10 protein-coding genes and 2 tRNA genes are annotated in these 14,477 nt (G+C 67.2%); 6 read left to right on the forward strand and 6 right to left on the reverse strand.

Translation table 11 applies throughout. The features are described 5' to 3' along the window. Window positions 1-112: 112 nt before the first annotated feature. From glpX to gndA, 5 genes are all read left to right on the forward strand, one after another. Window positions 113-1,096, forward strand: a complete 984-nt coding sequence (gene glpX, locus AADJ02_RS03305) for a class II fructose-bisphosphatase (RefSeq protein WP_341211562.1) — start codon at window positions 113-115, stop codon at window positions 1,094-1,096. A gap of 154 nt (window positions 1,097-1,250) precedes the next feature. Beyond that, window positions 1,251-2,996, forward strand: coding sequence for a single-stranded-DNA-specific exonuclease RecJ (gene recJ / locus AADJ02_RS03310; protein ID WP_341211563.1), 1,746 nt, complete (start codon window positions 1,251-1,253; stop codon window positions 2,994-2,996). A gap of 98 nt (window positions 2,997-3,094) precedes the next feature. Then, a tRNA-Glu gene (locus AADJ02_RS03315) sits at window positions 3,095-3,169 on the forward strand. A gap of 66 nt (window positions 3,170-3,235) precedes the next feature. Beyond that, a tRNA-Glu gene (locus tag AADJ02_RS03320) sits at window positions 3,236-3,310 on the forward strand. A gap of 123 nt (window positions 3,311-3,433) precedes the next feature. After that, window positions 3,434-4,852, forward strand: coding sequence for an NADP-dependent phosphogluconate dehydrogenase (gene gndA, locus AADJ02_RS03325; protein ID WP_341211564.1), 1,419 nt, complete (start codon window positions 3,434-3,436; stop codon window positions 4,850-4,852). A 100-nt stretch (window positions 4,853-4,952) separates the two neighbouring features. Here gndA and AADJ02_RS03330 read toward each other — a convergent pair whose 3' ends face one another. The 5 genes from AADJ02_RS03330 to AADJ02_RS03350 form a co-directional block, all read right to left on the reverse strand. Next, complete coding sequence (locus AADJ02_RS03330; RefSeq protein WP_341211565.1) at window positions 4,953-5,111, reverse strand: hypothetical protein; 159 nt, start codon at window positions 5,109-5,111, stop codon at window positions 4,953-4,955. Then, window positions 5,108-6,469, reverse strand: coding sequence for an amidase (locus AADJ02_RS03335; RefSeq protein ID WP_341211566.1), 1,362 nt, complete (start codon window positions 6,467-6,469; stop codon window positions 5,108-5,110). Before AADJ02_RS03335 ends, AADJ02_RS03330 begins: the two co-directional genes overlap by 4 nt. 7 nt (window positions 6,470-6,476) lie before the next feature. Continuing rightward, window positions 6,477-7,898, reverse strand: coding sequence for a TRAP transporter large permease subunit (locus AADJ02_RS03340; protein WP_341211567.1), 1,422 nt, complete (start codon window positions 7,896-7,898; stop codon window positions 6,477-6,479). Between the two features lie 40 nt (window positions 7,899-7,938). Next, a complete protein-coding gene (locus AADJ02_RS03345; protein ID WP_341211568.1) occupies window positions 7,939-8,526 on the reverse strand; it encodes a TRAP transporter small permease subunit in 588 nt (195 codons plus the stop codon). 62 nt (window positions 8,527-8,588) lie between these two features. Then, window positions 8,589-9,725 carry a TRAP transporter substrate-binding protein gene (locus AADJ02_RS03350; RefSeq protein ID WP_341211569.1) on the reverse strand — a complete coding sequence of 379 codons (1,137 nt, stop codon included), beginning with the start codon at window positions 9,723-9,725 and terminating at the stop codon, window positions 8,589-8,591. Window positions 9,726-9,909: 184 nt separating this feature from the next. Here AADJ02_RS03350 and AADJ02_RS03355 point away from each other — a divergent pair, with 184 nt between their 5' ends. Continuing rightward, entirely contained in the window at window positions 9,910-12,852 is a 2,943-nt protein-coding gene (locus tag AADJ02_RS03355) for a PAS domain-containing protein (RefSeq protein WP_341211570.1), read from the forward strand. A 75-nt stretch (window positions 12,853-12,927) separates the two neighbouring features. Here AADJ02_RS03355 and AADJ02_RS03360 read toward each other — a convergent pair whose 3' ends face one another. Continuing rightward, on the reverse strand, window positions 12,928-14,469 hold the full coding sequence (locus AADJ02_RS03360; protein ID WP_341211571.1) for a tripartite tricarboxylate transporter permease: 1,542 nt from the start codon (window positions 14,467-14,469) through the stop codon (window positions 12,928-12,930). Window positions 14,470-14,477 lie beyond the last annotated feature (8 nt).

Here is a 14,477-nt window from a genome sequence, read left to right on the forward strand (position 1 = left end):
ATGGCCCGGCGTCGCCCGACCGTTTGCGCAAACATCGGCGCGCGCGCTTGTCAGCGTCGTGGCGGCCCGTTTAGGTCGAGGCAACCTTCACGATTGCCCGAGGACGCCTCCGATGCCCCAAGCCCCCGAATTTCACGATCGCATGCTGTCGCTCGGCCTCGCCCGGGTGTCTGAAGCCGCGGCCATCGCCTGCGCGCCGCTGATCGGCCGCGGCGACGAAAAGGCCGCCGATCAGGCCGCCGTCAATGCCATGCGCACCCAGCTCAACATGCTCGACATCGCGGGCACCGTGGTGATCGGCGAAGGCGAGCGTGACGAGGCGCCGATGCTCTACATCGGCGAGGAGGTCGGCACCGGCGAAGGCCCCGCCGTGGACATCGCGCTCGATCCGCTCGAGGGCACCACCCTCACCGCCAAGGATATGCCCAACGCGCTCACCGTGATCGCCATGGGCCCGCGCGGCTCGATGCTGCACGCCCCCGACGTCTACATGGACAAGCTCGCGATCGGGCCGGGCTTCGCGCCAGGTGTGGTCACGCTCGACATGAGCCCCTCCGAGCGCGTCGCGGCGCTGGCGAAGGCCAAGGGCACGACCGCGGGCGACATCACCGTCTGCGTGCTCGAGCGTCCGCGCCACGAGGAGATGATCGCCGAGCTGCGCGCCACTGGCGCCGCGATCCGGCTCATCACCGATGGCGACGTCGCGGGCGTCATGCACTGCGCCGAGCCGGCCAAGACCGGGATCGACATGTATATGGGCTCTGGCGGCGCGCCCGAGGGCGTGCTCGCCGCGGCGGCGCTGAAATGCATGGGCGGGCAGATCTTTGGCCGGCTGTTGTTTCGCAACGACGACGAGGTGGGCCGCGCCCGCAAGGCCGGGATCGAGGATCTCGACCGGATCTACGCGCGTGATGAGCTTGTCACCGGCGACGTGATCTTTGCCGCGACCGGCGTCACCGACGGCAACCTCGTGCCGGGCATCCGCCGCGAGGGTGGATACCTGACCGCCGAGACGGTTCTGATGCGCTCCAAGACCGGCTCGATGCGCCGCATGAGCTACCGCAACCCGATCGAGCGCAGCCAGCCGGGTCGCTGAGCCCGTCCAAAGGCAGGGGGCGCTGCCCCCCGCCCCTCTGGGGCGCCCCCCGGAGTATTTCAAGAGCAAAGTGGCCCGCCCGTCGCGCGTGCGTGACAGGGCGGCGTCGCGTCCGGGCTTGCCATGAGAGCCGGTTTCGCGCGACACCCGCCGCATGCCCGATTTTCTGAATGTCACCACCTCGCTCACCGGCCGTCGCTGGGTGGGCCCCGCCGCAGAGGCCGACCGCCTCGCCCAGGCCATGGCCCAGGGCTGCGACCTGCCGCTGCCGCTGTGTCATGCCCTCGTCGGGCGCGGTGTCGCCGCCGAGGACATGGCAAGCTTTCTCGCCCCCACCCTGCGCGACCTGCTGCCCGATCCGCTGTCCCTGCGCGATATGGGTGTCGCGGCCGAGCGCGTCATGCAGGCGGTGGAGCGGCGCGAACGTATCGCGATCTTTGCCGATTACGACGTGGATGGCGGATCTTCCGCGGCACTGCTGCTGGTCTGGCTGCGGCAGATGGGGCTGCGCGCCACGCTATATATCCCCGACCGGATCGAGGAGGGCTATGGCCCCAACACCCCCGCGATGGAGCGGCTCGCGCGCGATCACGACCTGATTCTCTGCGTCGATTGCGGCACGCTTTCCCACGAGCCGATCGCCGCCGCCAAGGGGGCCGATGTCATCGTGCTCGACCACCATCTGGGCGGTGAGACCCTGCCCGATGCCCTTGCCGTGGTGAACCCCAATCGGCAGGACGAAAGCGGCGATCTGGCGCATCTGTGCGCCGCGGGCGTGGTGTTCCTGCTGCTGGTGGAGCTGAACCGGCGGCTGCGCGAGACGGGCAAGCGCGGCCCCGATCTGATGTCGATGCTCGACCTCGTGGCATTGGCCACCGTGGCCGACGTGGCGCCGCTCATCGGGGTCAACCGCGCACTGGTGCGCACCGGGCTTCAGGTCATGGCCAAGCGGCAGCGCGCGGGCGTCGTGGCGCTGGCCGATGTGGCGGGTCTCGACGTGCCGCCCACCGCCTATCACTTGGGCTACCTTCTGGGGCCGCGCGTCAACGCGGGCGGACGCATCGGCAAGTCCGACCTCGGCGCGCGGCTTCTGGCCACCGATGATCCGCATGAGGCGGCGGCTTTGGCCGAGAAGCTCGATCACCTCAACCGCGAACGCCGCGAGATCGAGGCACGGGTGCGCGACGCGGCGCTGGAGCAGGCCGAAGCACGCGGCACCGAAGGCCCGCTTGCCTGGGCCGCGGGCGCGGGCTGGCATCCCGGCGTCGTCGGCATCGCGGCGGCCCGGATGAAGGAGGCCACCAACCGCCCCGCCGTGGTGATCGGCGTCGAGGACGGTATCGGCAAGGGCTCGGCCCGCTCGGTGCCCGGCATCGACCTCGGGGCCGCGATCCATCGCGTCGCCGCCGAAGGCCTCCTGCTGCGGGGCGGCGGCCACAAGATGGCGGCGGGCCTCACCGTCGAGGAGAGCAAGATCGAGGCGGCGATGGCGCGGCTCTCGGAGCTCTTGGAGAAGCAGGGCGCGGGGGCGGGCGGTCCGCGCGACCTGCGTCTCGATTCGGTGCTGATGCCCGGGGCGGCCACGGTCGAGCTGATCGAGCGGATCGAGACGGCGGGGCCTTTCGGGGCGGCCGCCCCCGCGCCGCGCTTTGCCTTTCCGGACGTGATGATCCTGCACGTGCGCGAGGTGGGGCAAGGCCACCTCAAGATCTCCTTCGGCGATGGCCTCGGCGCCAAGCTCGACGGCATCGCCTTTGGCGCGATGGACAGCCCGATGGGGGCGGCGCTGGCCCGTCATGGCGGCGCGCGGTTCCACCTCGCGGGCAAGCTCGATCTCAATATCTGGAAAGGTCGCCGCTCGGTTCAGCTCAGGCTCGACGACGCCGCTCCGGCCGGTTGATTGCTGGGGTTTTTTGCCCCCACGGCAATTTCACGGATCGGCGATTTTCCCCTTGCGACGCCGAGGCGGTTTCCCTAAACACCGCCTCACCGACGAGCGGCCCGTTCGTCTATCGGTTAGGACGCTAGGTTTTCAACCTAGAAAGAGGGGTTCGATTCCCCTACGGGCTGCCATCGGTCTCCGCAAGGAGCACATACGGTTCTAGGTCGCGCGAGCGAAACCGGGACTGTCGTCAGAGTGGCCCGTTCGTCTATCGGTTAGGACGCTAGGTTTTCAACCTAGAAAGAGGGGTTCGATTCCCCTACGGGCTGCCACGACGCCTCCCTGCCCTCCCCCTGCCCTTGCGCCAATACCTGCGATGATGCCGCGAGCTTGGTTGTTCCCGTGCGCACGCGGGGATAAAGCTGCCCCGGTATACCAGACAGGGAGGCCGCGTCGTGGCTCAGCAGGACAAAGCGAAGATCGGCCTGATCGGCCTTGGCACCATGGGCAGCGCGCTCGCGCTCAACATCGCCGAAAAGGGCTTTCCCATCGCGGTCTGGAACCGCCGTGCGGATGTCACTCGCGCCTTTCACGCCGAGGCCGGTGAGCTCGCCGATCGCATCACCCCGACCGAGAGCTACGAAGACCTGGTCGCTGCCATCGCAAAGCCGCGCGCGATCATCCTCATGGTGCCCGCGGGCGCGCCGGTGGACGAGCAGATCGCGGCGCTGCGGCCCCTTCTCGACGATGACGACATGATCATCGATGCGGGCAATGCCAATTTCCATGACACCAACCGCCGGTCGCGCGAGGCGGAGGGCAAGCCGTTCTTGGGCATCGGCGTGTCGGGAGGCGAGGCCGGTGCGCGCCATGGCCCCGCGATCATGGGCGGCGGCGAAAAAGAGCATTGGGACCGGGTCGAGCCGATCCTCACCGCCATCGCCGCCAAGTTCAACGGCGAGGCCTGCTCCGACTGGATGGGCCGCGAGGGGGCCGGCCATTTCGTAAAGGCGGTCCACAACGGCATCGAATACGCCGACATGCAGATGATCGCCGAGGTCTACGGCGTGATGCGCGACGGGCTGGGCCTTGAGGCCTCCGCCATCGGCGAGGCCTTCGCGCGCTTCAACGAGGGCGCGCTGAAGTCCTACCTGATCGAGATTTCCTCGATCGTGACATCGGCTGCCGACAAGCACACCGGTCAGCCGATGATCGATCTGATCCTCGACAAGGCGGGTCAGAAAGGCACCGGCCGCTGGACCGCGATCGAGGCGCAGCATCTCGCCGCGCCGATTCCCGCGATCGAGGCCGCCGTGGTGGCGCGCAACCTGTCGAGCCGCGTGGCTGCACGGCAAGAGGGCGAAGACCTGTTCGGCGCGGCCCCGACCAAGATCCCCGAAGGCGCCGTCTCCGACGAGATGCTGGAGCGCGCCCTGATCGCGGGCAAGGTGCTGTGCTACGCGCAGGGCTTCGACATGATTGCGGCGGCCTCCGAGCAGTTCGGCTGGGCGTTGCCGCTTCCGGCGATAGCGCGGGTCTGGCGCGAGGGCTGCATCATCCGCTCGGCGATGCTCGACGACATGGCCGCCGCCCTGTCCGAGGACGAGGACCGCAACCTGATGCTGGCCCCGGTCTTTGCGCGCCACCTGCGCGAAGGCCACGTGGCGCTGCGCGAGCTGGTGGCCATCGGCGCGCGCTTCGGCCACCCGATGCCGGCGCTATCCTCGGGGCTGAGCTACTTCGATAGCATGCGCACCGCGCGCGGCACCGCCAACATGATCCAGGCGCAGCGCGACTACTTCGGCGAGCACGGCTTCGAGCGCCTCGATGGCATCGAGGATCAGCACGGGCCGTGGCACGGCCACGGCGTCTGAGGCCCCGCACAGACCAACGCCGCCCGCCCTTTCGGGCGCGCGGCGTCTAACCGGATCCGCCGGGCCACCCTATCGGGCGCCCGGCGTTTTCATGCGTGGATCAGGCGTCGAACGATGTGGAGAACACGTCCCACAGCACCAAGGCCACCGTCACGGCGAGCACCGCGCCGAGGTCGAGGCGCGGGATGTGCCACAGCATGATACCCAGAAAGCTCAGGAAAAAGGCCAGTGCCACGTAGGTCATGATACGGCTGATCATTGGTCGGTCTCCTCGGACATGAGCCCTTCGAGCCAGCGCGCGGTGCGCAAGAGCCGGGCGTCGTCGCCACGCCGACCGATGAGCTGCGCGCCCATCGGCAGGCCGGTTTCGGATTGCAGGATCGGCACGGTCACGGCTGGGGTACCGCACAATGTCCAGAGCCCGTTGAAGATCGCGTCGCCGGTGCTGGCGTGGCCTTCCGGCGCGGGGCCGAGGGCGGCAGGCGCCAGGATCGCGTCGCAGCGCTCGAAGATCTCGTCGAGGCCGGCATAGAGCACATCTGACCAGTCGAGCGCCGAGATATAATCGCGCGCGGGGATGTCCTTGCCCCGGTCGATGGCGCGGCGCACCTCGTCCGACAGCTGGTCCCTGCCCCGTTTTTCATAGCCGTAATAGGATTTGGCCATTTCGGCGAGATTGATGCGCTCGCGAATCTCCGCGGCCTCGTCGAAAATTCCCGGCAGCGCCGTCTCGAAGCACTGCTCTCCCAGCGCCTCGACCAGCTCTTCGAGCGCGGCCGTGGTGTCGGCGTCGGCCCGCTCCCAGCCCGGCGGGCGCAGGAAGGCCAGTGTCGGGCGCACCGGCGGCTTGGTCATCGCGGTGGCATGCAGGCGCGGCGGCGGCGCGAGGCTGGTCGCGCGGTCGCCTGCGTCAAAGCCATAGAGCGCCTCGGCCAGAAGCGCCGCATCCTCGATGGTGCGGGCAAAAACGCCGATCGTGTCGAGGGTCGGCGACTGGCTCAGCACGCCGGTGCGAGGGATCGCTCCAAAGCTCGGCTTGAAGCCCACCGTGCCGCAGAAAGCGGCGGGGCGGATCACCGAGCCGCCCGTTTGCGTGCCCACCGCGAGCGGCACCATGCCCGCCGCCACGGCCGCCGCCGAGCCGGAGGAGGAGCCGCCCGGCGTGCGGGTGGCGTCATGCGGGTTGCGGGTCTTGCCGGGATGCTGGAACGCCAGCTCCGCCGTTACCGTCTTGCCGATGATGATGGCCCCCGCCGCGCGCAGGCGCGTGACGATGGCGGCATCGGTTTCGGGCACGCGGCCTTCGTCGAGCAGGGTGCCGTTCTGCGTCGGCACCTTCGCCGTATCGATCACGTCCTTGAGGGCCACGGGCAGCCCATGCAGCGGCCCGGTAGGCCGCCCCGAACGCCGCAGCGCGTCGAGCGCCTCGGCCTGCTTCATCGCATAGCCGCCGTCGAGCCAGGCCCAGGCTTGGATCTCGGGCTCCAGCGCCGCGATCCGCTCGAGGCAGGCCTGGACCAGATCGGTGGCGTTGAGGGCGCCACTCGCCATCCGGTCGCGCAACTCGCGCGCCGAAAGGTCGAGCATCGACACATGGCCCTTCGGCATCGCGGCCATCTTCGGCTCACTTCCCATAGAACAGCTCCGGCAGGCCGAAGACCAGCTGCGGGAAGATATAGACCAGAACCATCGAGACCATGACCATGGCAAGGAACGGCATGATGCCCTTGAAGATCTGCGTCAGGCGCACTTCCGGCGGGGCGATGCCCTTGAGGTAGTAGGCCGACATCGCCATCGGCGGCGTCAGGAACGAGGTCTGCAGGTTCAGCGCCACGAGGATACCGAAGAACAGCGGATCGACCCCGAAGATCTCCAGCAGCGGCAGGAAGATCGGCACGAAGATGATGATGATCTCCGACCATTCCAGCGGCCAGCCGAGCAGGAAGATGATCAGCTGCGCGAGGATCAGGAACTGGATCGGGGTCAGGTCGAGGCCCGTCACGAACTCCGAGATCAGGTGCTCGCCGCCCAAGTAGGAGAAGACCGAGGAGAAGATGTAGGAGCCGACGAAGAGCCAGCACACCATCGCGGTGGTCCGCACCGTGAGATAGACGCTCTCGCGCAGTCGCTGGAAGGTCATGGCGCGGTAGAGCACCGCGAGGATCATGCCGCCCAGCGCGCCGATCGCGGCGGCTTCGGTCGGGGTGGCGAGGCCGAACAGGATCGAGCCCAGCACCGACAGGATCAGCACCGCCAGCGGGAAGAACGAGGTGAAGAGCATCCACAGGAGCTTGCCCAGCGGCACGTCGGGCACTTCTTCCTTGGTCGGACGCGGTGCGACCGAGGGCTGCAGGATCGAGCGGCCGATCACATAGGTGAGATACAGCCCCACGAGCACGAGGCCCGGCAGGAGCGCACCGGCATAGAGCCGCACGATCGACACGCCCGAGGCCGCCGCATAGACGATCAGCATGATCGACGGCGGGATCAGGATGCCCAGCGTGCCGCCCGCGCAGATGATGCCGGTGGCAAACGAGGTGTCGTAGCGCGCCTTGAGCATGGCGGGCAGCGCCAGAAGGCCCATCAGCGTCACCACGGCGCCGACGATGCCGGTGGCGGTGGCAAAGAGCGCGCAGGTGATCAGCGCGGCCACACCCATGGAGCCCGGCACGTTCTTGGAGGCGATGTTTAGCGTGGTGAACAGCCGGTCGACGATGTTGGCGCGCTCGACGATGTAGCCCATGAACAGGAACAGCGGCACCGCGGTCAGCACTTCGTTCGACATCACCGTATAGGTCTGGTTGATGAAGAGGTCGAAGACGCGGTTGTTGAGAAAGCCGTCGATCCAGGTCGATGTGCTCTCCCACCAGCTGGCGATCTCGGGGTCGAGCCGGTCGTAGTCGCGCCACATGCGACCGGCGTCGAAATAGGCGAAATAGCCAAAGCCGATGCCAAGCGCCATCAGCGTGAAGGCAATGGGGAAGCCCAGGAACACCAGGCCGATGAAGACCCCGAGCATGGTCAGGGCGATTTGCGGGTCGGTCACGTGCGTGCGCTCCGTATCAGTTCAACGCGGGGCGAGCGCGTCATTTCATGTCCGGGTGTTCGTGTTGCTGCTCGAGCTGCTTCATCAGCAGGGCCTCGGTCTCCTCGACGTCCTCGGCGGCCTCGAGCCAGACACCGTCGCGCATCGCGAGGATGCAGCGAAACAGCTGGGCCAGGCCCTGGATCGCCAGCAGCACACCGGCGACGACGATCACCGATTTGAACTGGTAGATCGGCACGCCCGCCGGGCTGTTCACCGAAACCTCGCCAAAGCGCCAGGATTTCTCGGCGTACTTCCAGCCCGCAAAGATGAGGGCGAACACACCGGGAAAGAAGAAGATGATGTAGAGAAAGCCGTCGACCGCCGCCTGCACTCTGACCGGCCAGAGCCGGTAGAGAAAGTCGCCGCGGACATGGCCGCCGCGCGACAGCGTATAGGCGCCGCCCAGCATGAACAGCGTGCCGTACATGATGAAGGAGACGTCCAGGGCCCATGGCGTGGGCGATCCCAGCACGTAGCGCACGAAGACCTCGTAGCTGACCCCGAAGGTCATCAGCACGATGAGCCAGCCGAAGACCTTGCCGAAGGCAGCCGAAAGGGCGTCGGCGAATTTGATATATCCGAGCATTCGTGTCCCGTATGGATGAGGGCCCGGCGACGCAGGCGCGTCGCCGGGCGGTCAGGTCAGGCTCAGAGGGCGAGCTTGCCGGGGTAGTAGTGCTCGTAGGCGAGCTGGTAGTCCGGCGAGTTCATCAGCGTGTAGTAGGTCACGCGCTCGACCCATTCGCGCTGGCTGTCGAGCACGCGCTTCATGAAGTCGTCCTCTTCAAGCTGCGGGATCAGCGCGTCCCAGGCATCGAGCTGTGCCGAGAGGATCTCCTTGGGGGTGCGGCGCACGGTGACGCCACCCTCGGAGAGGGCCTGCAGGTCGCGCGAGTACTGGTCCAGCGCCTGGGCGCTGTTCGCGGTGGAGGCGGCTTCGACCGAGTGGCGCAGGATCGCCTGCAGATCGGGGTCGAGATCTTCGAGGAAGCTCTTGGAGAACAGGAACTCGAAGCTCTCGGAGGCCTGGTGGTAGGACGAGAGGTAGTAGTTCTTGGCCACGTCCTGCGCGCCGAAGCGGCTGTCGGAGGTCGGGTTGTTGAACTCGAAGGCGTCGATCACGCCGCGCTCCATGGCGGGGACGATCTCGCCACCCGGAAGCTGTGCGACCGACATGCCCATCGACTGCATCAGGTCGGCCGCCAGGCCCACCGTGCGGTACTTCAGGCCCTTGATGTCGTCGACCGAGGCGACCTCTTTCTTGAACCAGCCAAAGGGCTGCGCCGGCATCGGGAAGCCGAGCATGCCCACCACGTCGAGGCCCATCGTTTCCATCAGCTCGGCGTAGAACTGCTCGCCGCCGCCGGCGTAGAACCAGCCCAGCATGGTGTCGGCGGAGCCTCCGAACACGGGGCCGGTGCCGAACAGCGAGGCGGCCTTGTTCTTGCCGTACCAGTAGACCGGCACCGAGTGGGCCATGTCGATGAGACCGTCACTCACCGCGTCCATCACCTGGAACGCCGCGACCACGGCGCCCGCGGGCAGCACGTCGACCTTGAGACGGCCGCCGGACATCGCCTCGACGCGATCCGCATAGGCCTGCGCCATTTCCTGCCAGATGTCGGAGGCCGGCCACGAGGTCTGAAGCTTGACCACGATCGGGCTCTGCGCGAGCACCGCCGGTGCCGCGAGACCGCCTGCCGCGGTGACACCCGCACCGAGCGCGCCTTTGCGCAGGAACGAACGCCGCGAGACCTGCGTGGTCTTCTTAGGGGTAACTGTCATGAACTCCTCCCAGATATTCTCACTGTGCCACGCACTCCCCCGCATGGCTCAAGCGATCATCTTGGTTTGGGTCTGCAAAGGCAACTGGTAATTTTTGTTGACCACTTCGCGATGTCGTCTACGCCTTGTTCCTCCGCGCGTGTCCGATATATCTGGCAGGCTCGCATTTTCGGAGGACAGCCGCATGGGTGTCGACATCAGCGCAGTCTTCGAATCGGCCCCCACGGCCTACATGCTGCTCGACCGCGAGTTGCGCTACGTCTGGGCGAACCGGGCCTATTACGACGTGACGCAGCGTCGTCCCGAACAGCTGATCGGTCAGCTCTACAGCGATGTCTTTCCGGCCGAGGGGGAGGCCGACACGATGCTGCGCGGCTCTTTCGACCGCGTGTTTGCAACGGCTCAGATGGATCATCTGCCATTGATCCCCTACCCGATCGCGGATGCGGCGGGTCAAATCGCGCACCGCTACTGGAGCGCCACCCATCTGCCGATCCTCGATCCGTCGGGCGAGGTCGAGTTCCTGCTGCAGAACACGCATGACGTGACCGAGCTGTATCAGAAGGCTCACAACGCGGGGGGGAAGACCTCCGGAGCCGACGCGTCCGAGACACGCGGGGAATCCGGCACCGAGAGCGGCGTCCTGTTGCGGGCCGAAACCGTGGCGCAGCAGAATTTCGAGCTCGGCATGGCCACTCGGTTCTTCGAGACCGTGTTCGATCAGGCCCCGAGCATCATCGCGATCCATTCCGATACCGATCATGTCTACCGACTCGCCAACCGCGAATATCTGAGGATCGTCGGCGCGCATCGGGATCTGATCGGCCGGCCCGCCGCGGAGGCGCTGCCAGAGATTCGCGAGCAGGGCTTCATCGATCTTCTCGACCGCGTTTACCAGACCGGCGAGGCGATCACGCTGCACGGTGTGCAGGCCTACGTCAACGTCGAGAACGGCCCGCCCCGCGAGGTCTTTGTCGACTTTGTCTACCAGCCCCTGTCGAACCCCAAGGGTGAGACCATCGGCATCCTGGTGCAGGGCCACGACGTGACCGCGCAAAAGCGCGCCGAGCGGGAGCTGCGCGAGGCCGAAGAACAGTTTCGGATGATGGCGCAGAACATGCCGTCGCATGTCTGGAGCGCCCTGCCCGACGGCGACCTCGACTGGGCCAGCGACCGGGTCTACGAATTCACCGGACGCGGTGCGGAGGACGTCCTTGGCGCGCGCTGGACCGAGGTGATCCATCCGGGTGACGTCGATCGCGTGTCCAAGGTCTGGCAGGTATCGCTCGAGACCGAGACGACCTATGAGACCGAATTCCGCCTGCGCGCCGCCGATGGGCGGTATCGGTGGTTTCTGGTACGCGCTGTGCCGGTGCGCGACGCCGAAGGCAAGATCTCGCGCTGGATCGGCACCAACACCGACATCGAGGACCGCAAGAGCACCGAGGCCGCGCTGGCCAATCTGAACGCCACGCTCGAGGAGCGGGTAGAGCAGCGCAACCAGACGCTCGAGCGGGTCAACGCCACCTTGCGCCAGAGCCAGAAGATGGAGGCCATCGGCAACCTTGCGGGTGGCGTCGCGCATGACTTCAACAACCTGCTTCAGGCGATCACCGGCAGCCTGCAACTGGCCCAGCGCGAGCTGTCGCAGGGCCGGCTCGCGGCGACGCGGCTCGATCAGGCGATGGGGGCCGTGGAGCGCGGCGCCACGCTCGCGGCGCAGCTTCTGGCCTTCGGACGACGCCAGCCGCTCGAGCCGCGCGCTGTCGATCTGGGGCGGATGCTGCGCGAGGTCGGGCCGATCCTGCATTCGGCAGTGGGCGAAGGCGTGCGGATCGAGACCGCTACCGCGCGGAGCCTGTGGAACACGCTGGTCGACATCACCAACCTTGAAAACGCGCTGATCAACCTTGTGGTCAACGCCCGCGACGCGATGGAGGGCCGCGGCCGCCTGCGCATCGAGCTCGACAATTGCGAACTCGATTCCGAGACCGCGCGCGTTCTGACCGATGTGGTGCCGGGCGAATACGTGCGGTTGTCGATCATCGACGAAGGCTGCGGCATGCCTCCCGAGGTGATCGAGAAGATCTTCGAACCGTTCTTCACCACCAAGCCCGAAGGTCGCGGCACCGGGCTGGGCATGGCGATGGTCTACGGCTTCGTCAAACAGTCGGGCGGCCATGTCGCGATCGAGAGCGCGCCGGGTGCTGGCACGACGGTGCGGCTTTACCTACCGCGGTCGCTGCGCACCGAAAAGCCGGTGCCATTGCGCCACGCGGGACCGGTCACGGGCGGCACCGAGACGGTGCTTCTGGTCGAGGACGACGCGGATGTGCGCCGCGTCGGTGCCGAGATGCTGCGGGATCTGGGCTACCGGGTGATCGAGGCTGAGGACGCCGACGCCGGTCTCGAGGCGATCGAGAGCGATCAGCGCTTCGATCTGCTGCTCACCGACGTGGTAATGCCTGGACGGCTGACCAGCCGCGCTATGGCCTCGCGTGCGCAGGATCTGCGTCCGGGCCTGCCGGTGCTCTTCGCCTCGGGCTATTCACGCGATGCCATCGTGCATGACGGCCGCCTCGACGAGGGCATCCAGCTTCTGCCCAAGCCATACCGCCGCGAAACCCTTGCGCGGCGGTTGCGCGAACTGCTCGATCCGATGGCGCTTGCCAACGGCGTGGCCATGACGTCGGACGATGTCGTCAGTGTCTCGGCTCCGGCGACACCCGCCGCCCCTGCGACCTCCGCACCGGAGGACATCTCCGGGCTCAGGATCGTCGTATGCGAGGATGACACCTTCATCCGGCTCGATCTGGTGGAGATGCTGCTTGCCGCCGGGGCCGACGTGCGCGAGGCCGCGACCGGCGCGCAGGCCTTGGCGCTCATCAAGGAGGCCCCCACCGACCGGCTGCTCATCGACGTGGGCCTGCCGGATCGCTCGGGCCTCGACGTGGCGCGCGACGCCGTGGCGCTGCAGCCGGGCCTGCCGGTGATCTTCGCCACCGGGCGCGAACGCGTGCCCGGCTCGGAGGATCTGCCCGGCGCGCGGGTGTTGACCAAGCCCTTTGGCCAAGAAGCCCTGCTGCGCATCGTGCTCGAGACACATGGTGGCGCAAAAGCAAGCTGAACGCAAAACGGGGGCGGCCTATAGCCGCCCCCGCTTGAGGGTCCGTCGAAACATGAGCTTCGTCGAGACAGGGGCTCAGTCGGTGAGCGACGCCTCACGCTCGGCGGCACCGCGCATCCGCGCCTTGACCACGCCGCCCACGAAGATCGGCAGGATGAAACCGATGATCGCCACGGCCCAGAGTGACAGCGTCAGCCAAGAGCCGAACAGCACCGAGTAGTCGCCATCGGCAATGGTCACGGCGCGGCGCATGTTGACCTCCATCGCGTTGCCCAAAAGCGTGCCGAGGATCACCGGCACCAACGGCACGTCGAGCTTCCTGAGCAGCCAGCCCGCGACACCGAAGGCCACCATCACCATCAGATCGAAGCTCGAGCCCGAGATGCCGTAGATGCCGACGAAGGAGACCATCGCCACCACCGGCATCAGGATCCGCGGCGGCACCATCAGCACCCGCACGAACAGGCCCACCATCGGAATGTTCATCGCCAAAAGCATGACGTTGCCGATGAAAAGCGCCGCGATCAGGCCCCAGACCACGTCGGGGTTCTGCGTGAACAGGAGCGGGCCGGGCGTGATGTTGAGCGACAACAATACCGCGAGCAGCACGGCGGTCGTGCCGGACCCCGGCACGCCCAGCGCCAGCATCGGCACCAAGGCCCCACCGGCGGCGGCGTTGTTGCCCGCCTCGGGGGCGGCCACGCCGCGCGGATCGCCGGTGCCGAAGGTGCCCTCCTTGTCGACCAGCTTCTTCTCCATCGAATAGCTGATGAAGGAGCCGAGCGAGGCCCCCGCGCCGGGCAGCACGCCCGCGATGAAGCCCAGCACGGTCGTGCGCAGCATCGTCGGCGTGCAGTATTTCAGCATCGCCCAGGAGGGCGTGATGCGGCCGATGTCCATCTTGGGCGCGGTGGAGGCGTCCTTGTCGGTGCCGCGATGCTCGAGGAAGATGAACACTTCGGACAGTGCGAACAGGCCGACGATGGCCACGAGGAAATCGATGCCGTCGTAGAGATGCACCTCGCCGAAGGTAAAGCGCGGCACGCCGGTCTGGGTGTCGACGCCGACCATGGCAAGGCCGAGGCCGAGGGCCGCGGCAAAGGCTGCCTTGGCCTGGTTGGTCGAGGACACGCCGCCCAGCGTCATGAAAGCCAGCGCGAAGAGCGCGAAGTATTCGGCCGGGCCGAACAGCAGCGCCACGCGGACGAGCTGCGGCGCCAGAAACACGAGGCCCCAGGTGGCAAAGAACGCGCCCACGAAGGAGGCAACGCCCGACAGGGCCAGCGCCTCGCCCGCCCGCCCCTGACGTGCCATCGGGTGGCCGTCGAGACAGGTCATCATCGCCGGTTCGTCACCGGGGATGTTCAGCAGGATCGACGATATGCGCCCGCCATACATCGCGCCGTAATAGACGCTTGTGAGCAGGATCAGCGATGGCGTGGCGCCGAGCCCCAGCGTGAAGGCGAGCGGGATCAGGATGGCGACGCCGTTCGACGGGCCGAGGCCCGGCAGCGCCCCCATGATGGTGCCCAGAAAGCAGCCCATCAGCGCAAGGCCGATGTTCTGGAAGGTCAGTGCGACGGCGAAGCCGTCCGCGAGGGATGCAAGGGTGTCCATGGCGCGCT

The organism is uncultured Limimaricola sp. (assembly GCF_964022235.1).
Classification (GTDB): Bacteria; Pseudomonadota; Alphaproteobacteria; order Rhodobacterales; family Rhodobacteraceae; genus Limimaricola.